General features: G+C 40.1%; 21 protein-coding genes and 1 pseudogene. 7 read left to right on the top strand and 15 right to left on the bottom strand.

What is annotated here, in order from left to right; all coding sequences use genetic code 11:
- The first annotated feature begins 147 nt into the window (after positions 1-147).
- The 4 genes from V7K79_RS03335 (at position 148) to plsY (ending at position 3,620) form a co-directional block, all read left to right on the top strand.
- Positions 148-942: an MlaE family lipid ABC transporter permease subunit gene (locus V7K79_RS03335; protein WP_335044694.1), complete on the top strand. Its 795-nt coding sequence runs from the start codon at positions 148-150 to the stop codon at positions 940-942.
- 106 nt (positions 943-1,048) lie between these two features.
- Positions 1,049-1,435, top strand: coding sequence for a DUF3119 family protein (locus V7K79_RS03330; RefSeq protein WP_335044692.1), 387 nt, complete (start codon positions 1,049-1,051; stop codon positions 1,433-1,435).
- Between the two features lie 128 nt (positions 1,436-1,563).
- The gene (locus V7K79_RS03325; protein ID WP_335044689.1) at positions 1,564-2,838 is read left to right on the top strand and encodes a DUF3086 domain-containing protein; all 1,275 of its coding nucleotides are present in this window, start codon (positions 1,564-1,566) and stop codon (positions 2,836-2,838) included.
- A gap of 101 nt (positions 2,839-2,939) precedes the next feature.
- The gene (gene plsY, locus V7K79_RS03320; protein ID WP_335044687.1) at positions 2,940-3,620 is read left to right on the top strand and encodes a glycerol-3-phosphate 1-O-acyltransferase PlsY; all 681 of its coding nucleotides are present in this window, start codon (positions 2,940-2,942) and stop codon (positions 3,618-3,620) included.
- Positions 3,621-3,691: 71 nt separating this feature from the next.
- Here the strand turns inward: plsY and V7K79_RS03315 are convergent, their stop codons facing one another.
- The 12 genes from V7K79_RS03315 to V7K79_RS03260 form a co-directional block, all read right to left on the bottom strand.
- Positions 3,692-3,967: a hypothetical protein gene (locus tag V7K79_RS03315; RefSeq protein WP_335044685.1), complete on the bottom strand. Its 276-nt coding sequence runs from the start codon at positions 3,965-3,967 to the stop codon at positions 3,692-3,694.
- Positions 3,968-4,030: 63 nt separating this feature from the next.
- On the bottom strand, positions 4,031-4,270 hold the full coding sequence (locus tag V7K79_RS03310) for a hypothetical protein (protein ID WP_335044682.1): 240 nt from the start codon (positions 4,268-4,270) through the stop codon (positions 4,031-4,033).
- A 353-nt stretch (positions 4,271-4,623) separates the two neighbouring features.
- On the bottom strand, positions 4,624-5,196 hold the full coding sequence (locus V7K79_RS03305; RefSeq protein WP_335044681.1) for a hypothetical protein: 573 nt from the start codon (positions 5,194-5,196) through the stop codon (positions 4,624-4,626).
- 36 nt (positions 5,197-5,232) lie between these two features.
- Positions 5,233-6,894: a hypothetical protein gene (locus V7K79_RS03300; protein WP_335044679.1), complete on the bottom strand. Its 1,662-nt coding sequence runs from the start codon at positions 6,892-6,894 to the stop codon at positions 5,233-5,235.
- Positions 6,895-6,902: 8 nt separating this feature from the next.
- Positions 6,903-7,595, bottom strand: coding sequence for a hypothetical protein (locus V7K79_RS03295; protein ID WP_335044677.1), 693 nt, complete (start codon positions 7,593-7,595; stop codon positions 6,903-6,905).
- Positions 7,596-7,641: 46 nt separating this feature from the next.
- Positions 7,642-8,466, bottom strand: coding sequence for a hypothetical protein (locus tag V7K79_RS03290; protein WP_335044674.1), 825 nt, complete (start codon positions 8,464-8,466; stop codon positions 7,642-7,644).
- A gap of 92 nt (positions 8,467-8,558) precedes the next feature.
- Complete coding sequence (locus tag V7K79_RS03285) at positions 8,559-9,614, bottom strand: hypothetical protein (RefSeq protein ID WP_335044672.1); 1,056 nt, start codon at positions 9,612-9,614, stop codon at positions 8,559-8,561.
- A 130-nt stretch (positions 9,615-9,744) separates the two neighbouring features.
- Positions 9,745-10,599 carry a hypothetical protein gene (locus V7K79_RS03280; protein ID WP_335044670.1) on the bottom strand — a complete coding sequence of 285 codons (855 nt, stop codon included), beginning with the start codon at positions 10,597-10,599 and terminating at the stop codon, positions 9,745-9,747.
- Positions 10,600-10,856: 257 nt separating this feature from the next.
- The gene (locus V7K79_RS03275; protein WP_335044668.1) at positions 10,857-13,604 is read right to left on the bottom strand and encodes a hypothetical protein; all 2,748 of its coding nucleotides are present in this window, start codon (positions 13,602-13,604) and stop codon (positions 10,857-10,859) included.
- On the bottom strand, positions 13,558-13,929 hold the full coding sequence (locus tag V7K79_RS03270; RefSeq protein WP_335044667.1) for a hypothetical protein: 372 nt from the start codon (positions 13,927-13,929) through the stop codon (positions 13,558-13,560). Before V7K79_RS03270 ends, V7K79_RS03275 begins: the two co-directional genes overlap by 47 nt.
- Positions 13,930-13,943: 14 nt before the next feature.
- Complete coding sequence (locus tag V7K79_RS03265; protein WP_335044666.1) at positions 13,944-14,564, bottom strand: hypothetical protein; 621 nt, start codon at positions 14,562-14,564, stop codon at positions 13,944-13,946.
- A 552-nt stretch (positions 14,565-15,116) separates the two neighbouring features.
- Complete coding sequence (locus V7K79_RS03260) at positions 15,117-16,307, bottom strand: choice-of-anchor tandem repeat GloVer-containing protein (protein WP_335044664.1); 1,191 nt, start codon at positions 16,305-16,307, stop codon at positions 15,117-15,119.
- A 1,398-nt stretch (positions 16,308-17,705) separates the two neighbouring features.
- On the opposite strand from V7K79_RS03260, the gene V7K79_RS03255 reads away from it, so the two are divergent.
- The 3 genes from V7K79_RS03255 to V7K79_RS03245 all read left to right on the top strand — a co-directional run bounded on the left by V7K79_RS03255 (position 17,706) and on the right by V7K79_RS03245 (position 20,409).
- Positions 17,706-18,992 carry a substrate-binding domain-containing protein gene (locus V7K79_RS03255; RefSeq protein WP_335044661.1) on the top strand — a complete coding sequence of 429 codons (1,287 nt, stop codon included), beginning with the start codon at positions 17,706-17,708 and terminating at the stop codon, positions 18,990-18,992.
- Between the two features lie 549 nt (positions 18,993-19,541).
- Positions 19,542-19,970, top strand: a complete 429-nt coding sequence (locus V7K79_RS03250) for a hypothetical protein (protein WP_335044659.1) — start codon at positions 19,542-19,544, stop codon at positions 19,968-19,970.
- A 205-nt stretch (positions 19,971-20,175) separates the two neighbouring features.
- Positions 20,176-20,409, top strand: a complete 234-nt coding sequence (locus V7K79_RS03245; protein ID WP_094350689.1) for a DUF3134 domain-containing protein — start codon at positions 20,176-20,178, stop codon at positions 20,407-20,409.
- Positions 20,410-20,630: 221 nt separating this feature from the next.
- Here V7K79_RS03245 and V7K79_RS03240 read toward each other — a convergent pair whose 3' ends face one another.
- The 3 genes and pseudogenes from V7K79_RS03240 to V7K79_RS03230 form a co-directional block, all read right to left on the bottom strand.
- Positions 20,631-20,792, bottom strand: a complete 162-nt coding sequence (locus tag V7K79_RS03240) for a hypothetical protein (RefSeq protein WP_335044658.1) — start codon at positions 20,790-20,792, stop codon at positions 20,631-20,633.
- The gene (locus V7K79_RS03235) at positions 20,792-22,108 is read right to left on the bottom strand and encodes a Gfo/Idh/MocA family protein (RefSeq protein ID WP_335044656.1); all 1,317 of its coding nucleotides are present in this window, start codon (positions 22,106-22,108) and stop codon (positions 20,792-20,794) included. The genes V7K79_RS03240 and V7K79_RS03235 overlap by 1 nt, the downstream gene beginning before the upstream one ends.
- Positions 22,109-22,448: 340 nt before the next feature.
- Positions 22,449-22,877, bottom strand: a pseudogene (locus tag V7K79_RS03230) (DUF4142 domain-containing protein); the annotation flags it as partial.
- Between the last annotated feature and the right edge of the window lie 14 nt (positions 22,878-22,891).

Below are 22,891 nucleotides of genomic sequence, written 5' to 3'. Positions count from 1 at the left end.
CCCATTCCCCATTCCCCAATCCCCATTCCCCATTCCCCATTCCCCATTCCCCATTCCCCATTCCCCATTCCCCATTCCCCATTCCCCATTCCCCATTCCCCATGACTTCCGCTATTCTTAAGGCAGTTACGAGTTAGCTACAGAACATTGAACCAGACTACATCCAAATCCAGTTTAGAGGAATGGAGTCAGCGGCTGCTGGCAGCGATTTTTCTGGGTGGACAAGTACTAGTTCACCTATTGAAAGGTAAAATCCATCGGCGCAACACTTTAGAACAAATGGCAGCAGTTGGGCCAGATTCCCTATTTATTGCTCTATTTACCGCTATTTTCGTTGGCGCGGTGTTTACCATTCAAGTGGCGCGGGAATTTATCAACTTTGGTGCCGGAAACGTTATCGGCGGAGTGCTTTCTGTAGCTTTAACACGAGAACTCTCTCCCGTGTTGACAGCAGTGGTTTTGGCAGGACGAGTCGGTTCTGCCTTTGCAGCAGAAATCGGTACTATGCGAGTCTCAGAACAAATTGATGCCATGTTGATGTTGAGAACAGATCCAATCGATTACCTAGTTATCCCCCGCGTCCTTGCTTGCTGTTTAATGCTACCAATTTTAACCCTTCTGTCTTTGGTGACAGGGATGTTCGGAGGATTCATCATTGCAACAAATATCTACAATCTGTCTGATACGGTATTTTTAGACTCAGCCCGTAACTTTCTTGGTATCTGGGATATTTTTAGCGCCATGATTAAAGCCTGGTGTTTTGGCATTTTAATCGCTGTAGTTGGTTGCAGTTGGGGGTTGACGACAACAGGAGGTGCCAAAGGTGTAGGACAGTCAACTACAACTGCTGTTGTGACTGCCTTGCTGATTATATTTGTTAGCAATTTCTTTCTTTCTTGGTTAATGTTTCAGGGGACTGGCAGTGCATTCACAAGTCCATAGCAATGAGAAGTGAGGAGTTAAGAGTTAGGAGTTATAAGTTTTAACTCCTGACTTTTGACTTCTAAAATAGGAAAGATGCCTACTAAACAAAGCAGGATTTAAGACTGTGACCAGTTCATTTGTTTCTAACTCCACATCAACTGTGGAACTCAAGCCTAGTTACAATATACCCATAGTGTTGGTGATTGCCGCGATTCCACTACTGTTGGTACAACCTTGGGTAGGCTCCGTTTTCATGCTGTTTGGTTTGTTTTTGATGTTTCAGGCGTTAACGCTGCGTTTGCAATTTACCGCTACCGACTTAGATATTTACAGAGGCGAAAAATTGATTCGGCGCTTTCCCTACCAAGAATGGCAAAACTGGCGGATATTTTGGAATAGAGTCCCTATCTTGTTTTACTTTAAAGAAATTAAAAGTATTCACTTTTTGCCGATTTTATTTGACCCCAACACCTTGAAAACTTGCTTAGAACAACGTTGTCCGCGTATTTAGTACTGAGTTCTGAGTCCTGTTTGATATAGACTCAGAACTCAGCACTCATGCTCAGGACTTTTATAGCAGGTCAATTGTAATATTTCTAAAAGCTATTTATTCGCGTCATAGGAATTACACTATTATTTATGAACCCAGAGGCATCTCAAACCCCAGAACCAATTGATAAGCAGTTGACAGAAAAACCACAAGAGAACAATGTAGTTGAACATCCAGTCAATCCATCAGTTGAGTCAGTAGTAGACACAAAAGCCATTAGCTCATCAGAGGACTACACAACTTTTGAGCCACTCATTTCCAATGCAGAAGTGGTAAATTCTACAGTAGAGCTAACAGAAAATTCAAATGGCGAGTTTGTCGTGCAGTTAGAAGCGGAAAATGTCGCCCTGGGGTCTGAAATAGGATCGGTAAATAATTCTTTATATACAGAAGCAGAGCAGCGAGTGGCAGAGTTGCAGAGTGTTGAAGTAGCTCTCAAGTTAGAAATAGCCAAGCTGCAAGCTTCTTATGAAAAGCTTCAGACACAAGTGAGTGAAACTCAAACCTCACTGGGGCGACTCGTGCAAGAGTCACTAGTGCAGTTAGAACAACGCAAACAAACCCTGCAAATTTCTGTAGAACAATTAGAACGCCGTCAAGAACGTATCCGCAATGAGATGCGAACTACTTTTGCTGGTACATCCCAAGACTTGGCAATTCGGGTACAGGGTTTTAAAGACTATCTCACAGGTAGTTTACAAGATTTGGCTTCTGCCGCCGAGCAGTTGCAACTAACGCCAAGTGTGGTGGAACGAGAAAAACCATCTGTAAAAGAGGCTAAACCAGCTGAACCCCAACCTGGAATACCCCAATTTGCCCAACAGCAGTTTCAAGATACTACAAAGCAAATTCGCCGCCTAATTGACCAATACCGTAATAAACCAGATTACTACGGCCCACCGTGGCAACTACGCCGTACCTTTGAACCAATCCACGCTGAACGAATCTCCAACTGGTTTTTTACCCAAGGAGGAAGGGGTGGTTTGCGAACAATGGGTAGCCGCTTACAAAATATTCTGATTGCCTCAGCTGCAATTTCGATATTACACAAGCTGTATGGCGATCGCGTCCGTACTTTAGTCTTAGCTAATACACCGGAACGATTAGGTGAATGGCGGCGCGGCTTGCAAGATTGTCTAGGAATCGGTCGCCCAGATTTCGGCCCTGACCGGGGTGTAGTCTTATTTGAGGCATCTGACGCTCTGGCTCAAAAAGCAGACCGATTGACGAAAGCCAATCAATTACCCTTGATTATGATTGATGATTCAGAAGAGCAAATCAGTCTATCACTGCTGCAATTTCCCCTGTGGTTAGCCTTTGCTCCTGATCCCAAAATAGCGAGAAACTATGATGATGATTTTTAAATGAGTCATTAGTCATTAGTCATTAGTCGTTGGTCAAGAGGTATTACTCTTGACTTTTTTGAATTTTGAATTTTGAATTTTGAATTGTATTATATTATATTATGGCTATTTGGTTAACTCTGTGCGGAACAATTGTGGTCATAGCTTACCTGCTGGGTTCTTTTCCCACTGGCTATATTGCTGTGAAGCAGTTAAAAGGTATTGATATTCGGGAAGTTGGTTCAGGTTCCACTGGCGCAACTAACGTACTAAGAACCTTGGGTAAAGGGCCAGGAGCATTGGTTTTAGTACTTGATTCCTTAAAGGGAGTATTAGCGATCGCTCTAGTTTACTGGTTGTTTAACTTTGAACAAATTCAAAATTATATCCCTCCAACGGTAGATGTACAACTATGGCAGCCGTGGCTAGTAACAATATCTGGATTAGCTGCCATTTTGGGACATAGTAAATCAATTTTTTTGGGCTTTAGCGGTGGTAAATCTGTTGCTATCAGCTTGGGGATTTTATTGGCAATGAATTGGCAAGTAGGTTTAGCAACGGTGAGTGTGTTTGCTATCGTTATGGCAATATCGCGGATTGTTTCTTTAAGTTCAATTGCAGGTGCGATCGCAGTTTTCATTTTCATGCTACTTTTCCATCAACCCTTACCCTATATTCTGTTTGGGATTGCTGGTGGATTATATGTGATTTTGCGCCATCGCACTAATATTGAACGACTGTTTGCGGGAACGGAGCCAAAAATTGGGCAATCTGTAGAGACAAAACCCGAACAAACTGCATGATAAACAAGTGGGAGCTTAACTCAAAACTCTTCTTGGAAAGCAAAGAGGATTGGGGGAGAGCTTCTAAAGAATTACTGTATTGGTGTTTTCGGCTCACGAACGCTACCTTTAATTAAACGGTGGAAAAGGCGGCAAGGCCACAAAAAAGCTCCACAAACACTGACTGAGGCAATGGCGGCCACAACTCGCAAACTTGAACTATACCTGGTGTCAGACTCTGAAGGATGAGCTTGTGTGTTTTTAGCTAATTCTGGCATTGAATGAGATAGCTGACTGGCTGTACTCACCCCTTCAATCGCTGCTCCAATTAGATAAGCTACTAGGGCAACTACTAGCCAGTTATTCATAATATTCCACTGTTTGAACTGTGAGCGTATGCTTGGCAGCGAGCAATTATTTGATTTTTCAGACTAATGATTGCCGCCTTGTTCTAAAGATAATCGACCTTCTGCCGTATCACGAATTAACGGCAGTTTAGATTGTATATAAGTATTGAGAGTGCTATCTGCCTGGGCATCAAGCCCCTGCTTCGCTTGTAACTGCTGGAGAAGCAATTGTACTAAAGCAGCATCATCAAACTGGAGTAGGGTGCTGACCTGGGTAGACTCGATTACAGCCCAAAGCTGTCGCATCATTTTGGTAGTGACCATGAGTCTGTAACCTCTTAAGCTTTTCTTTATATTTACACGATTTTGGAATTTGCAGTTATTTTTTATTTGAAGATTTATAAAGATGTACGCTGGAAACGTCTAAGTAAGGCAATACAATTAAGCCATGACGTTTTTTTATTGATTAAACTACGACTTTGTTAATACTTTATCTTAACCTTGCTCTATAAAGAAAGAAACCTGCCCAAAGACTTAAATACTACGAAATCCTTTTTTCTAAAGAGAGAATTATAACAAAGCTTTTGATTGGTCACAATGCAGACATACGTAGCCATCAGCGCTTTTTGTCTAGCGGAAACTTCTGTGGCTATTGGGTAATTTTACTAGAACTTTATTTATTGTAAAACTTTCGCACAAGCTCCTTCCTGACCAGAAGGATCGGGAAAAACTGCTAAAGTGTGATATTCAGGATTATCTGTTTTATATATAACTCGAAAAGTATACAACTTGTTTTTACCTTGCGCTTCGGTAACAACTGTTAAAAGTGTATTGCTAGTGGGAGGAAGTCCAGGAATGTCCAGTTTTTGAATTCGTCTGAGTTGAATTACATTTGCTGCGGAGTTTTTACAATCTCCTGAACTACTATTAGCTTCTTGACCAAACTGCATACATACTGGCCCATCAAAATCCATAGTTACTTGTGATGGGTCATTTAACCAAACTTTTTTAATTACTTCTCCAGCCGGAATAAAACTTAAGTTTGTTCCTTGTTGATACCAAACGTCGATCGTAGGTATTAGTCCCCCTAAACCCTGTGCTTGGCAGGAAAATACAGAACGCAGAACGGCGTTATTAGCTACGGCGCGACCTACCAATAAGAACGTAGCAACCGAGAAAATAAAGGAAGCTATAGGTAGGAAATAAGAACGTTCTGGGTTATTTCCTGACAAGTTAATATTCTTTTTCATGTTTGCAAATATATAAAATTGGTATAATATTACCCCTTAAAACTGAGTTGGTTGATTAACGTAAATCTCAATATTTGTGCCTGCTGGCAAAAACCAAACGTTAGTTTGTTGAGACATTTGGGCGATCGCCTGTTGATTGCGTTGGGCAATTTGAGGTACTACAGAGTTGAAACCACCTTCTGCAACCCCAGCTAAAAGGTTCCGTTTGTTCTCAGTGATAGTAGTATAACCAATGGGGTATCTGGTGCCGTTGGTGCCGTTGGTGCCGTTGGTGCCGTTGGTGCCGTTCTCGATAAGATTGCCGTCAGAGTCGAGGCTGGTGCCGATACCGTTATATAAAGGCACAACTTTGGTATCAGGGCGATTTACTAACTCTGCCGCTTTACCAAGACCTCCCAAAACGAACAGTCCCATATCCATCGAGGCTATGGACGAACTTTGACCAGGAAATTTATTTGCGATTAAAGGTTTACCTTGAGTACCGCGAAGAATAATTGCATTGTTGGGTAAGCTTCGTTCTGTGCGGTTGCCATTATTTTGCGAGATAACTTTGACTACGTTCATCTGCAAAAGACCTTGTTCAGAAAGCGAACCAATTTCAGTTAAGAATTCGGTGTTTGCAGGTAGAGCGATCGCACCATCGCTAGATTTTAACGGTTCTTTCAATCGGATCACAAATACGTTTTTCGCTTCATCTGTATCACCACCACCGCCTGACTTATTACTAGTTTCTCCAAATATTGCTGTCGCCAACACAGCTTTAGCACTACTTCCAACTGCTACAGATTTCTCTCCCTGCGGTTGGGCTTGACTAACCGCAGGAGGAGTTTCCTGTTGTGGGGTTTGCTCAGGATCGGGGTTTGGTGTCTCTTGCTGCGGCTGCTTAGTGGTTGCAGGTTCTAAAGTAGCTATATTACTAGTAGGTTGATTGCTAGCATTGACTTGACCATAGCTACCTAACTTTGCTAACTTTGCCCACTCTGCAAATGGGTTTGGTGGGGATGGTGGAGTTGTATTATTAACGACCGGTTGAGGATTTGGCTTCGCAACTAGTGGCTGGGGCGATCGCGAAGGTTGAGAAGCAGGTACTCTAATGATGCGCTCAACTGTCACTGTCCGAGGTACGTAAGCTGTTGGTGGGGGTGTTGGGATCACTTTCTGTCTAACTGACGGTTGTTGTAAGGCTACTGTCGGCGTTGATTTAGCAATTCTGAGCTGTTGTTGGGCATCTTTCACCATCTGTGCTTGTTCAGTCAGAGCTAATTTAGTTTTGAGAGTATCTATTTGGCCTTCCATCTGTTGAGATATGGATTCATCAGTGGGTTGCTCTTGCACTGGTGGAGAAACAATAGCTTTTGGCTTTTGATTGCTGCCACTCATTAACTGAGACAAAAACACACCACCCACCAAAACAATCGCTAAGGTAGCAGCCCCCACCAAGCCTAACTTGGCAAAGGGATTGGATGAGAGTGCTTGCTTGGTCTGAACTTCTTGTGGAAGAGATAGCGGCTCTGGCGGCGTTGCAAAGTCTTCCGATCCTGGGATATCACTAGAAGATTCTTCTTCAAAGCCAACTAATCTTGACATCCGCGATTCCCAATCAAAAGATTCTACATCTTGTTGATGACCGTCGTTAGTTAAAGTAAATTCATTTTGGGGAGGCGTTTGCGTTTGGGCAGGAATTGAGTATCGGGTCATGGTAGAGCTTAGTTTGGATTTCCAGAACAATTATTATCTTTAATTTCACACATATTATAAATTTCTAATTTGGCTTCCCCAAGGCGGTAAGCTGCGAACTGCGATGGTAGTGCTGCATTTAGTAGTGAAGTTGCAGGTCGATCTATTGCTCTAACGAAAATTTGTTTATTAAAGGAAATTGATTTTCCTAATTTATCATAACTGTTAAAAATTAATTGATTGGCAAGTATCTCCACTTTCCACTTTCCGTTACTTATTTCTATAGGTTGAGAAACTTTTTGGATTACTAATACATTCTCTGCACCTCTATTAACATTTTCAAATTGGCTATCTGGATTTAAATTAGTAATTTCTGACTTAAGTTTCTGTTTAAAATCATCAGCTACTAATTGGGAGGTAATTTCCCAGATTTGTGTTGGTGGCTGCTGTTGTGACCAAGTAAGCATTAAACTCATAGTTTCACCTACAAAGCGCCGAATAGTTTCTGGTTGCCGCTCTAAATTGGCTTGGGGGTCTACCGTTATAGCATGACCATCAACAAGTTGCACTAAACTTTGAGGTGTGAGTTGTTTACCTAGCTGTTGTAACATAGACCAGTTAAATATTAGTAACAGTAGGGTAAATAGATGTAAACCAAACGTTCCTACTGCCAACAGGGGTAAAGAGCTATTTTTTTTATTTTCTGGTTTTAGTAATTGCATTAATAATCGATAGTATAAATTGAATTATCTTCATGTCATAAATTTATTATCTGATAAAACTATCAGATGTTTGTCCAGTTCCGCATTGTTTTGATTTATCTTGGTTCAGGTTGTTGTAGTTATCTAGCAAACATAAATTACGAATTTCATAAATTTCTAGTCTATCAGCGCGGACACTATAAATTGCTTTTTGCAAGTCGGTACTATTGTCGGCTTGGGGATTAGCAAAATAATCTGCTGCACGTACAAGGAAATCTTTATTAAAAGGAGTTATAAGTTTTGCACCACCAACTCTATTTTTTTGAACTAAGTCGGCTACCATACCCACTTGCCATTTACCTGGTGCAATTTGTTTTGGTGGATAAAGTCTCTTAATTATTAGTTGTGATGTCATCGCTTGATTGGGATTTTCCGAGAAAACTTCTGGCGGTGTCATTTCTGCAACTGTGCTTAAGAAACCTTTGCGAAAGTCTTCTGATAAAGCAAAACTAGCTACCCAAGTGCTAGTAGTAATTTTTTGGCTACCACCTTGAGGTGTGTTAATCAGTACTCCTAAATCGGATTTTGGGTTAGCGACTTCTTCAATAGTTTGTGGTGGTAAAGTTCCAGACCAACTAAACATTGATATCATCGTTTTGCTGATAAATTGGCGAATTGCCTCTGGTTCTCTTGCTAAATCATCAACATTAGCTACTGGTTTACCGTCGAGTAATTGCACGAAGTTGGGAGGTTTTCTCAGACTGAGTTGGCGAATATTTAACCCTTGTAATAAGAATAAAAATAACACTAATATATGTAAACTAAAGGTTGCGATCGCAAACAACGTTAAAACATTTGCCGTTCCTTGTCTTTTTTCTAGTAAACGCACCATTTACTCACCTCCTACTGCAAAAAATTCAGCTATTATATATGATGTTTTGCATATACTTACTAGTTACAACACTTACAACAACTTTTAATTTTCTATATCCTCTCTTTTACTAAAGAAGTCGTACTGTTGATAGCACTGAAGACTGCAAAACCACCAGCAGCAGCCACAAGTAAAGATAAAACTGGTGCTAAAATTCCCAGAAAAATTATGAACCACATTAAATCTGGTGAATCAACAACCTTAATATCTTGACCTGGGCCATTGACAATCACAGCGGCAGTCAGCACAGCAATAATGTTGAAGGAAATTTTGGCGATTCCAATAGAGAGAAATCCAGTCAGCCATGCAAAAATTGGTTTACCAGCTACAGGTAGCAAAGATCCACCTACAGCTATTGGCCCTAAAACTGCTATTAACAACATAGTAGCTTCTATCAAATTTTGAAAAGCATATTGTAAGGAAACTAAAAAGTTTTTTATGCTCGTTTGGACTGCTGAACCTAACAGAGAGTTAAATGAAGTTTCTGATACGATGCCAGTGCCATATCTGATATTATCTACTTTAGTTTGTAGTCTATTTATCCAGATTTTATTTCCATAAATCTCTCTATATTTTTGCCAGAGAACGTTGATTTTTTCAGCAGCTTTCACAAAACATTGATTTTGTTGTTCGCCAGTAAGAGATTGACAAGGACGTAGTAAAGAACCAGCTACTTCTTCAGCAACACTCATATTCAGTGCTTGCTGGTAGATTTTATCTGCATCTGCTGAAACCACTACTTGCTGATTCACAGTGTTTAAAACATTCCGCACTCCCAACGTCAGATTAGATAGTATGCTTCCACTACCTGAATTACTTAAGAGTACTACCACAATAAAAGGCCAAATTAAAGCTGATATGGGACGGGTGTATTCGTAGGATATTAAGTCTTTGAGGAATTGTATCATAAAAAATAACAGGGTTCCTACAGCAAAAAAAATACCCAGATTTGTCAGCGCTCCATACAAGTTATTATTGGTGTTATTTTGTAATAAATCCAGCCATTGTTTGTCCCAACCTTCGGCAATACTTTGGGAAGTTGCAGCACCATTATCGATAATCTGATCGATACCTACTTGGGCAAAAATTAGTTTGATAGCAAGTTGCATTTTGAATTAATAGGCTATTTTCTGAGATTTTGCTATGTGCGTTAGGAAAATAACCCACCCTCCTAAACTGTTTTTTGGATTTCCTATTGGTTTATTAAAATTTCAAGTATTTTAAAAATTGTCTGAAAGATTAGAGTTGTTTTTTATTAAAATCCAACTTGTTAACTTGTCTGCCAAACAAATCTAGTTGAGAAGTTGCTCGTAAAAGTCGCGCTGCTTCTGTAGATGTTTCTACTCTCCGAGCGCGATTCACCTCTTCCGCCTGCTGAGAAATATTTGCTAAATTTAAGTTTGAATATTGCAAAGCCTGATTATTTTGTAATGTTTGACCAAATGTTTCAGCTACAATTTTTATTTGTTCCTGTTGAATTTTCATCATTTGTACTTGACTAACACCTAGCAATTCTGCTAATCCAGAAATAGCATTTACTGTTGGATCAGCTTTACCTGCACTACTAATACCAGACTTTATTTGAGTTAGGAATGTATTATTACTACCCTCTGTTTCCTGAGCTAATCCATCAATTTCTTCCAGACTTTTCTCTGTATTTTCTAACTTTACTTTTGTCCTAGTTTGTCCATTTTTACCGAGAACACCTACCGCTATTCCACGGGTAATTATACGATTAAGTTCATTACTAACTAAATTTCCTCTTACTGCTGCATTATTCTCAAAGCGACTTGATTTAGCATCGGAATTATAAGAGTAGTTAATTGAATCATCACGAATTTTTTGTCCCGCAGCAACGGGGTTAGGTATCTTCAAATCTCCCTTAGCACTCTCAATAGCAATTTGACTCTGACTTTGTTCTAAAGGGTTTAAGGTATTCTTCAAATTATTATGTTGAAAGTAATCTTGCATATCTTGGGAATATGATTGAAAATCAGTCCAAACCTGGCCTAATCCGCCTGTCTGAATTTGTGCAACTGCTGGTAGTATTGCTAGGGATAGCAAGGTAAAAGTAAAAATGGTAGTTTTTCGCATATATCTGTACCTGAAAAAGGTAGACTACATTATATAGTGAGGTAAAAATTTAGCTTTTGAACCGTGCTGATTTTAAATAATAGAATTAGTTTTTCGGTTCAATCCCCGACGCTATTCTCAAATCTAAAATTCCTAAGCTACAACCCAAGAATGGATGAAGTAACTATAAAAGACTTTGGTAACTTGCTAACGTTACGCAATCATAAATCTAAAATTCAAAATGGTTTGACTCAGTATTAACTACTTACATAATTCAATTAACTACTACGTAAAGTAGCCACTAATTGACGCGCAAACGCAGAAATTGCTTCATATTTATCACTGTGAAGTTGCATCATTTGGCTACGTGCAGTTTGTTCATAAGGGTTATTAGCAACTGCTGCCAATTGCTCGTAACCTGGATAGTAACGACAGAATGTATAAATACCGTTATCATCTAATAACCATTGGCTATAAACACCTTCTTTGCGAGGAAAAAAGCTTTCTGAGGCATTACGAGAAATAACTTGGCGGGGATATTTCAAGATGTCTGCAAAACTATCTACTGCAACTGGTTGAATGCGTCCAATCAACCGTGTTGTCAGGTTTTGCAATATTTTCGATGCAGCTTTGGATTTGGCAATGGTGTCAGGATCTTGTCCTGATAAGATGACTCTGATACCGGCTTTAGCACCGTTAGCACAAATTCTACCAACTAAGTCGGAAATTTGCTCAAATTCAAATAAAATTGGTGCTTCGTCGATAAAGAATATGGAAGCTGGACTACTTAATGCGCGTCGGAGTGCGGCTGAATAAGCACTCAAGGATAGTACAGCTGCATCTTCACTATCTGATAGGTTTCTGAGAGCAAAAACTAAAAGTTGTGCATTGGTAGGAAAGCTAGATGGTGCAGAAATGGCTTGTCCCACGCGGCTAGAAAGCCAAAAGCGTAAGCGCAACTGAATTTGACTGAGGGCGTCTTCTACTCTGCCAGTTAAAGAACTTAGTTGTAAGTGTTCGGGTGAGCAGAAAAAGAGAAAATCTTTTAAAGTGGGGGTTTTCTGCCAAGCAAGAGTGCCAAATCCTCCCTCCATCGCCTGTCGATATCGCTCTTTGATCCCCTCATCTTTAAAGAAGGCTTCTAAAGCTAAGTTGAGCAGCGATCGCACGGTTTGCGATAAAATTTGACTTTCAGTGGACGATCCTAAAATCATTGTCATTAAGGCTGATTCTAGGAAGGCGGTATAATCGTTAAAGCGATCACGTTGTTGTTCTGCTTCTAGCGATCGTAAATCTGGCTGCTCAAATAAGTTATTCGATTGTTTGGAAATATCAAAATAGGCTCCATTCCCCTCCATAAACTCTGTGTAGTCAGTGAAAGTAGATGTCCCATCAGGTTTGGGGAAATCTAACGCCACAACCGGAATCCCATGTGCCAAAGCCTGAGTTAAAATTCCTGATACCAACACCGATTTACCAGCACGAGTTGTCGCAAACAAAGCTAAATTTTTGTGTTGATTAAATAAATCTAAATGTATGGGTGTTCCACCTTCTTCAGCAATCAACTCAAAGCCTTGTCTGTCACCTTTTTTACTTAAAACTAGCGGCATTAATCCCGGAACTTCACTTGTTAAATATAGTTGGCGACGGTTGAAGGGTGTTGCTAATAAGCCTTCCCAAACTATCGGTAGAGTTTGCAGCCAAATTTTCCAGGCATATTCAGTTTCCCTAATTACTCTGGCTGGACGTTGAAAACAGTTTTCAATATATCTTGTTGCTTCATCTAATTTTTCTAAAGTTGGACGATGCACTAAAATAGCAATACTCGTATAAATCGGGACTGCACCTTCAAATAACTGTTCTTGTGCTGCTACCGATTTCTTCAACTTTAATTGAGCATTGACATCAATAGTTTTACTTTTTTCTTGAGCCAGAATCGTTGTCATATTTGACTGCTTCAGCACTCGTTGCAGGGTAGTTTTTACCAATGCTGGATTTGCAGCAGTCAACTCACAAAATATTTCTGTATCTACTACTGTTTCTCTGGCCAATAGTTCCCATAAATAGCGTAGTTGAGCTGATTTATTGGGCCAACCGCCGGGTTTTTCCAGAAATGACAGTGCGCCAATATAACGATTATTAACATTAACCCAACGGCGATCAGCACAAGGTACATTAGATTCCATCAGCAAAGTTGTGCCGTGGATATTGTCTACAAGCAATTTAGTACTAGCTAAATCGGAATTAACTTGTTCGTGGAGTCCTTGTTCATCTAAAGTCATTAACTGGGGAATATCTATTGGCTGCGTATCATTAAACCTTTTCCAGATTTCTCCCCAGAGTTCATTAGCAGTCAAAGGTTTGACATCCAACCCCATTTTGTTAGATAAGATTTGTTCCCAGCGCAGAAAACCTTGGTTGTAAGCGTTTGTAATCAGTGTTTCAATGCGTTGATTTTCTACTTCTAAAAGATCGCCTTTGAATTTTAACCACCATGATTCAGCTTTGACTAAAAGCTTTTCTATCCAATCATCTGCGTGTTGCGAGTTAGATTCAATGGTGTAAGTTACATAAATCCGCAAAAATTTTGGTTTACGAATCCCAGAAATAGTCAGTTCTTTTATTCTGGCTCTCTCTGCCATCAACAAATATTTGATGTCTCGCGATGAGGCATTTCTGATTAATGTTGCTAACTCTTTTTGGCGCTCTTTATCTGAACTAAAAGAACCCAAATGTAGCGTCATCCTTTCACCGCTAGGAATGTCTTTTAATCCAGCTTCAATATTATTAAAAAGTGTATCAATTTGTTCAGGTCTTAAGGTGGTATGAATTCCTTTACAATCAAAACCAAAAACAAAGCAAAACCGATCTTTTTGAGTACCTTTTGTCAACAGGTAAGCGCCAATATCACGTCCATTCATTGCAACACGCAGCATTGTCGCTAAGTGCAAGGCATCTTCAAATGGCGTTAATCTACTTTCATTTCCGGCGATGCCGACGCTTTGTTTTCCGATTTTTTGCTTCATGGTTAACTTTTAATAAGCTTTGATAACGAGCAAAGCCTCTTGTCCAAGTGGGAACGCCGATAAATTTACTTAAAAAACTCCAACTCCTACCACCAGTTAAGATCCACCAAGTTCCGATTCCCCAACCAGTCATTAGTACTGTCCACAACCATTTTTGAAACTCTTCTTGAAAAAGACCCCCAAAAATTCCATTGATCATAAAATAGGAGGCTAAGGCAATTACTGTCCAAGGAAGAATTTGATCGGCAGGAATTGGCCCTAGTGAAGGTTGGCTTCCTAGAACCTGATTGACTGGACGAAAATCTTGTTCCTGCTCTTGAGGCATTTGATATATCTGAATTATTTATTAGGACTAGCGCCAATTACAAAGCCTGTAAGTACATCAGCAACGGTAACAGCAACAACCACTAATAGGGGAGTTCTGGCGATGCTTTGCCAATCTTCATCTTTACGCACTGCGTTAATCACACCAACTAGGGAAATTGCAATATAGAGTAAGTATATTGCCCGCAAAACATTAAAAATCAAACTTATTGCTGTGTTGCTATCACCACCAGTGGTTGCTGAACCACGGAAGCTATTTTTGAAAAAGTCTTCAGCTTTCCCAAAAAATTGAGCTTGTGCAGGGGCTGCAAACCAGTCTAACCAATACAAACTCAGAACGATCGCTGCTGCTAAAATTTGTAATAATATTAGCGATCGCCTTGGTAAATTCACTTGCTGCCCAATTTGCTGGATGATGACTGTAATTAGACTACCAACAAGTAAACAAAACAGCAAAATAGGACTTCTTAGGCTGATAACGCTAATAAATACAGCACAAGCAATCAAAAAAGGTACAGATTCAAGCAGAATAGTCAGACAGGATTTAAATGCCCGTCTTAACTTGTGAGATTCTTTCGCTGCACTACCAGTTAAAGCTTGGAAAAAGTTTCTCTCGTGAGAACTTTGTCTAAACATTTGCTAATTTTCCTATGGTGTACTATAGTTAAGATATGTATCGGATTTGACAATTATTACAAGTCAAGGTATTTTAACATCGTTCATTATTAATCAAATTACAAACCTGTAGTAAAGTTATATATTCTACATTAGTATTCTAAAGTTAAGTTAACATAATATTAAGATTTATCTAAAAATAAATTTCTCTGATTTGAGAAGCTGGATTACAAATATCGAGATTAAACTGGTAGATTCCTCTCGACTTTGATAATTTTCTCATACAGATAGCTTCGATCAACCAACTTCAAAGCCTTGACTTTCCCTATCTTATAGGTATCTGATCAAACTGCTATAAATATTTCAGACTTGTATGTACACCGTAGGCTTGCTCTGAGTGCAGATTAAGGGTGTTTTGAATCTTTAGGGTTCTTCGGAGCGAACATGAGATGAAACAGTATTGAGTCACTGAAATTCAAATACCTGTATTGAAAAGTTTAGATTGATTGTAGAAAAATGGTAGACGTTCAAATGTACGTTTTACCATTTTCTACACGCCGATTAGATTTGGAACTAGATTACAAACTTAAACACAGTTCCGAGATTAGAAGTACCGCCAAAAGAGGCAGTACCGTAAATGTCACCACTCGAGAGCTGAATTAGCGTGGACTCTGGCGTTGCTCCATTAGTACCATTAAAACTAATTAAGCCGTTGATGGTAGCCCCAGTCAGCTGATAAATAACTCCTTTATTATTTGCTCCACCAACAGAAGCTGTCCCATAGAAGTTACCATTGCTTGCTTTTATGAGTGCAGCCGTTGGGTTGGCCCCATTAGTGCCATTAAAACTAGCAACTAAGACGGGTGTACCGCCACCGACTGGAACCTTGAATATAGCTCCTTTATTGCTGGCTCCACCCAGTTTAGCGGTGCCGTAAAGGAATCCGCTAGATTCAATTAATCCAGACTGTGGATTTGCCCCATTGGCGCCACTAAAACTATATGAAGTCAGTATTCCTGCAGGAGTTAACTTGTAAACAACTCCTTTAGCACCTGATCCACCGGCAGAGGCGCTGCCGTAGTAGTTTCCATCTGTAGCCAATTGCAATCTTGCTAATGGAGTTGCTCCATTAGTACCGTTGAAGCTTGCGATGGTGGTAAGTGCTCCGGTGGTGGGCGAAACCTTGAATATAGTTCCTTTATTATTAGCCCCACCTGTAGAGCTTGTCCCCCACAAATTGCTATCAGTACCTGTAATCAGTCGGCCTGCTGGGTTAGCCCCATTAGTGCCTGTGAAATTTGCAAGAGTTGTCAGGGTTGTAAAAGCTGTTTTCGCCAACTTAAACACACTGCCGAGGTCACTTGTACCACCAGTAAAGGTTGCCCCATACAAATTGCCGTCGGCTGCTTGGAATAATCTGGCAACTGGATTAGTCCCCTTGTTGATTCCAGAGGTTCCGGTGAAGTTTATCAGTGTGGTCAGAGTAGTGAAAGCAGTAGGAGTTAACTTGAATGCAGTTCCTTTGCCAGAACTGCCACCAGCAGAAGTAGTTCCATAAAGATTGCCATCAGTACCGCTGCCTTTAAATACACCAGCTCTTGGTGTAGCTCCGTTAGTGCCGTTGAAATTTACAACAGTAGTCAATGTTGCAGCAAAGGCTTGTTGGAAGGGTAGTACTAGTGAAGAAGCCAAAACAGTCACAGAAGTCAAAATCAATACCTTATTTTTGCTCTGGCGTTGTTTGTATAAATTAATCTTGTTCATTGAATACCTCAAAAAAAGTTAGTGGAGACGGAATTGTAACTAGTTCTAACGGATTTTGTGATGGCTGCTGCTCATGACTAAATACCAATTTGAAAAGCGATCGCTACAAATGTAGGTTAGGAAGCCACGTCGGTAGAAGGGTTTTCCAGCTTTTCTGCATTTAAAAGCCACACCTAGTCCTCCCTTTTACCCAAAGGGAGAAGCAAGTGGCGTTTGAAAGAGGAAACCCAAGACCCCAGTATTTTGTATGTGTTGGGTTTTACTCCATCATCTACAAGATATTGCTACAACTCAATCTACGTGTTGAGCGCAGTTTTATATAAAACTGGTATAATTTTTCGGTTTAGGCACTAGTAAGAAAATGCCTTAAACGTTGGTATAGCCCTATTTGAAAAGGACTGAGAAAGCCTGTTTTACCAACAACACAAAAACCGTACTAGCACTGAGTCAATAACGTGAATGGCACGATTAATGATTTCGTTAGGTAGCATAAAACATTATTTATTTTTTTGATGTCGTGAAAAACACAAAAACAGTGAAAAATCCACGATTTTGACAGAATATAGTCACAAAACTCGATTAAAAGCAATCCAGATAGTGCGTTTTTTGTCAAGCCATTAGTAAACTTTATTAAATACTGATTAAAACTTCTAAAAAATCTTAATAAGAAAAACTACATACTTAAATGAATAAAAGGTTTTTATTTTCTCTAGACAAAGAATAAATCATTACAAAAACTACTTTTAAAACACTTCCAAATTTCCAAAATATATTTAAGCTTTTTAACCATTTCATAATGTAATCATGACTTAAACTTTACCTTCCAATTATACTGTTGATTCCGTTGGCAAAATTTAACAGCTATTATCTATAGCAGTTATCAAAAAATCGTGGAGTTCTAAATTTCTTTAGTTCGCATTTAGCGGTAGTTTGTAATAACTTGCTGAATGTTTACATTAAAGAAAGTAATTTCCATAATTTAAATAAAATTGCCATTTTTAATTAAGTAAGTGGATAAAATTAAACATGGCTTTTAAAAGTAAATACAGAGACTGAGAATGCTAATAAAAACATGATTTATAGCATTTAATAACTACTCTCTTATAGTAATAGCCACTGAAGATTTATACCAACTTACTTGATAAAGGTAGAATTTTTAGCCAGCAATTAATCATGTGTAGGGTGGATTAGCAATAGCTAAATTCCTTCTATATCTTGAAAAGATTGTTTTAAGCTCGCTCTTTTTTTTCAGTATTGAGTGTCAATTTGTATTTTATAAACAATCTTTATAATGCTAATTATTTATGCAGATATAAGGTTGTTTATAATCACCAACTGTGATGCTTGATTTTGATTTGATAGGTGTTAAACCGGAAATTAATTTGTCAGGAGTAAGATATGGCTTTTTATCCTAATCGTCAATTGACGTATTTAGCAAGTTCGATTTCTGTACTTGCCATAGCAACTGGTTTAGTAGTAGGTCAATCCGCTACTCATAAATCTCTAGCTCAGACCTCCACCACTCCTCCCTCAACTGGAGTAACCTCCATAAATGGTGCAGGTGCAGGCTCTGTGAATACTTTGTATGTAGGTACAGGAACTATCTCTCCTTATGCCCCACAAGGCTCATGGTTTAACACTTACGGTGTTGGAAATCCTACAACCCTCAATCCTCCAGGAGCAGTCAATCCACTCGTTACATTCAGATATGCTTCGATTAATAGTGGTGCAGGGGTGGCAGCTTTTTTAACTCAAACCCCACCACCCGCGACTGGTGCTACTATTAATGCCCCAGTCTCTTTTGCAGCTAGTGACGATCCCTTAACCGGAACAGAAACAGTTAGTGCCGGTCCCAACGCTGGTGCCCCCATCCAAGTGCCTGCAATTACCGTCGGAATTGCGTTAGCTTACAACCCCACTGGTCTAAATGTAGCAGGTGGAATTAAGCTTTCACGAGCTACTTACCTTGGTATTCTTAACGGCACGATCACAAATTGGAATGATGCCAAAATTAAAGCAGACAACGGCGGCAGAGTAATTGCAGCAAATAGACCCATCGTTGTAGTATATCGTAGTGACAATAGTGGTGCCACTTTTACTTTAAGCAGTCATCTCAAAGCGGCATTTGGTGCTGCATGGACTAGAGGAGTTGGTCAAAGAAGTATTGCTCAAGGCCAACCCAATCCAGTACCAGCTGATACAGTTGTTTGGCCAGCCAGTTTCAAATCTCAGAAAGGAGGTGGAGCTTTAGCTGACTATATTAAAGCTACTCCTGGTGCGATTGGTTACGTGGATAGTGCTACACGGTTAGCTAAGAGTCTGAATGCCGCTGTCTTACAAAACAAGGCAGGTACTTACAATCCCATCTCACCAACTTCAATTGGAAATGCTTTTGTTGGTGCGACTGACCAAGATGCAAGTCCTCGGCGGATTAAACTCGTAGTCACTGATCCAACAGCTGCAAATGCTTATCCCATTGTTAACGCATCTTACCTGCTATTTTATGACAAATACGCAAACGTTAAGGTAGCAGATGGGATTAAAGGATTCATCGGCTGGGCTTTAGGAACCACCGCCGCAGACAATATAGCTACAGCTCGTGGCTATGCTCCTCTTCCAGCTGCGATTAAAACTCTGTCTAAAGGTGTTGTCAATACTTACGTGAATGATGCCGTGAATCCATAATTGCGTAAATACCTTTTTCGGTTTTAACCGCCCTTACCTCCTTTAGATTTATAAATATCTTAGACAGGATATGAAGATGATGCCCCAGGATTATATTTACAATCCTGGGGATTTATTTAGGCGATTATTTATGTCAATAACTCCTGAAGACGCCCTTAATATTTAGAAAATATAAGGCAATAAATAAATGGGTATAAATAAATATCAGAGAGTTTGTGATTGCGATCGCTTTTAGGCATCCACTGATGCTGTGAGGTGGCGATCGCCGTATTTGGTGTAAACTATGTTATAATTTTATCTGTTGAGAAATATCTTCGGTTATAAAACTGACTATCATAGACGCCTCTCCGAATCTAAATCTCTACACCCTTTGATTCTGAAGGTGTTTGATGTCATCAGGATTCCAAAAATTAAGATTTTAGTTAGCCGAAATGTATTGCAATACCTCGCGTGACACTGATACATCAAACTGTCAAAAAAGGTGCTAATAAGAACGGAGAACTCTAGTGTGTCACACACGCATACAATATACGGATACTATTGGAACTTATGCCCACGGATATAATTACTCGTCCTGAGTCCCTCACAGAAGATTGCTTTTTTACTTACGCCCTTGGGACTGATTTGCACGATCCTAATTCAACAGCTAAATATTTACGCCGAATCAGAAAAGAAGATAAACCATATATCGACATAGCTGTTTCTCCCAGACCTGGCTATCGGTTTGAGGTTTGCCTTATCCCTGTTGAAGGGTTCGTTAAAGAAACAATATTGACAAAAGACGGCTTTGCCAAAGCTTTAGCGATTATTTGTGCTGTATCTAGTAAAGCTAGGAAACGATTCCCTTCAGGAAATGGACAAGAAATAGTCCGGTGTCAATTTAGTAACTTAGCTGATGCAGTCGCTGTAGCGAATAGACTATCTGCATTACCCTCTGATATGTATGAAACTCTCGCCAAGCTACCAAATGCTTTGTAATATATATTGCATCGGCTGGAATATTTATGATTAAAACTGACGCGGAGACATTTTAATGGTAAATAGCTAGATGGACTTGAGACGAAAACATCAATGGGTCATATTTTGTCTGTTGATAAAAAGCTTGTCATACAAGACTTTTAACCATAAAGTACAATTTTAATGTTTTTGTACGCTAACCTATAATTCAAAGTGAGTTTTTTTTATGCCTATAAGTCCTTTGCGTGAAGAACCTCGTAACCAGCGAGCGCCTGTAATTCGTACAAGTAATGAGTTTATTCTCTTGGAATGGTTGAAGTCTACTGGTCGTTTAATCGAGCGCGAACATCAAGAATCTGAGTATCTAACTGAAGTAGAAGAAATTTCTGAAATGATAGACCTTGACGACATTCCTTACGATCATGACGATGATGATGCTGAGATGGATTTAGAAGCCTAGCAAAGTGCTGAGTGCTGTTAGCGGATAGCTAAGGTTTAGCCCGTGCTAAGTAAAAACTGAGTATTATCAAAGGTTTCAGCAACTAACATAGTTATAACCTATGCTTCGACTGCTATAATTCCATTTTAAAGCCAGGGCGAATAGAATTCGCGACTACACAAACTCTCGTGTTTAAAAATTTCGGGTTTTGACTGTGTAGACGCGGTTTCTAAGCGCCGATTTTATTTGAGTAACAGATAAAATAATTGTCCATTGCTGACTAAAATCGGTTCTTCTTCTGGTTGCAATTCAATTACTACTAGCGGTTTTGCCCGCCGTAATGCCGGGCCTAAATCCAGTTTTCCTGATAGCAAGGATAAAAATGGACAGAGGTATGCACACATTACTTCAGCATTCGAGGAGCGGGGCCACGAGTGGTATCCAATCCTGACACACGAGGTAGAGCGATCGTTTTGCCTGTTTGTGCCGCTTCGTAAATCAACGCGATTAGTTTTTGGTCTTGCAAACCTTCTTCACCAGGGGTATGGGGTTGTTTATTTTGAATCACACAATCTGCCATGTGATCGATTTCTAAAGCAAACTGATTCTTCTCACCTATCCGCACTTCGCTAATGTTTTCTGCCATGCTATTGTTTGGCGATTTGCGCGAAATCATCATCCGCAAACCGTTGTAGGAGAATCCGGGATCGAGCTGCGCCCAAGCATCAGAACCGAAGACACGAAAGCGGCGCGCTTCGTGGAAGCCGTAGCTAGTGGAGCAAATCCCTAGTATCCCACTGGGAAACCGCAATTGGAAGGTAACACTTTCTTCAACTTCTTTGAAGCGCGGATCGCCAGGAGTGCTGAAGATTTGGGCACTAATTGCGATCGGTTCTTCTCCCGTTAAATAGCGAGTTGCATTCAAGCAATAAACTCCCACATCCGGTAAAGAGCCACCTCCAGCTAAAACGCGTTTCAATCGCCACTGATTTAAGTCACCTCCCTGGTTTTGGCCGTTATCTGCCTGAATCACCTTCACTGTTCCCAATTCTTTGCTACGGATCATCCCAATCATGGCGCGATGGTGTGGCTCATATTGGCAGCGATAAGCAATCATCAGCTTGCGGTTGGCTTGTTTGCACGCGTCAATCATTTGTTGAGCATCTTCGACTGTGGTTGCCATTGGCTTTTCACACAGAATATGCTTTCCAGCTTTCGCACCACGCACCGTATATTCCCGGTGCATACTGTTAGGCAATACAATATAAATTACGTCAACGTCTGGATTGTTGCGGAGATTATCGTAATTCTGATAGTTGTAAACGTTTTGCGGTTTGATGCCATACTGCTGGGCAACAAGATTTGCTTTGGCACTATCGCCACTAACTAATGCAGTTGGCTTTGCTAGTTTACATTCTGCAAACGCAGGCATGATTTCTTCCAATGTCAGTCTCCCTAGTCCGACGATCGCAAACCCCAAACGTCGCTCTGGAGGTAATGCAGTTGGTGGGCCACCTGTATCAATCTCAGTTTTTTCTGAGATGGCCGGAAACTCTATCTGAGGCGGTAAGTTGCCTCCGCGTGGGGTAGCTTGTCCAGTTGGCTGTTGGGCAACAACTTCTTCGCCTATACTACCGATTGCAGTGGCTGAAATGGCTCCTAACCCAGCAGTAGTGAGAATCTGACGACGAGAAAATTTTCCTTTAAACACTTCAGCCATCGTGGTTCCTTAATAATGAAATTTTAGATTTAGTACAACAATTATCTAGCGAATTAAATTTGTAAATACTCTGCAATGCCAATGCGTTCCTCTGCAATTAAAAATTTACGCTCTCACGCAAAACTGTACTTAAAGAACTCGAAGAAATAAATTATTTAATTCCTTGATGCAACGCTAAATATTAGATTTTTCTGGCTAAAACTCTTTAATGTAGATGCAGAGCGACTTGCTACAGGCTATCGCCTTGTTTACGAGACACTACGCTACGCTTGCTACTTTGCAAGAGTAAGCGTAGCGGACGCAAAGGGAAAGAAGAAATGTTTAACTCAACTGTATTGCCTTATGGGGTACTCGTTGGAGTTGGGGTACTGCTTGGAGTTGGGGTACTAGTTGAATTTCCAGGATTAACAAGGGAACGAACCTGTTGCAGGTGAGATTGGAGGGTTGGTAGCTTTTCAGCCGCAAATGCTTTCACATCTACATCTTGTCCCTGTTGAGCTTCAGTTTGAAATGCGGAGACATCTTTTTCATGATCTTGAAGCATCTGATTCAAATATTGGCGATCAAAGTTAGCACCATAAAGTTTGGATAAGCGTTGCTGGACTTGCTTATTTGTGCTATTTAGCTTAGTTGGCAGTGTTACACCTTTTTGAGCCGCCAATTGTTTGAGTTGATTGTTCACCGGAGTGTGATCGTTAACCATACGCTGTCCATACTGTTTTACCGCATTGCTAGCTCCACGTTTTGATGCAAGTTTTCCTAATTGGACTTCTGCTAAACCAC

Source organism: Nostoc sp. (genome assembly GCF_036917575.1).
Classification (GTDB): domain Bacteria; phylum Cyanobacteriota; class Cyanobacteriia; order Cyanobacteriales; family Nostocaceae; genus Nostoc.
This window is presented reverse-complemented; position numbering and strand designations above follow the sequence as displayed.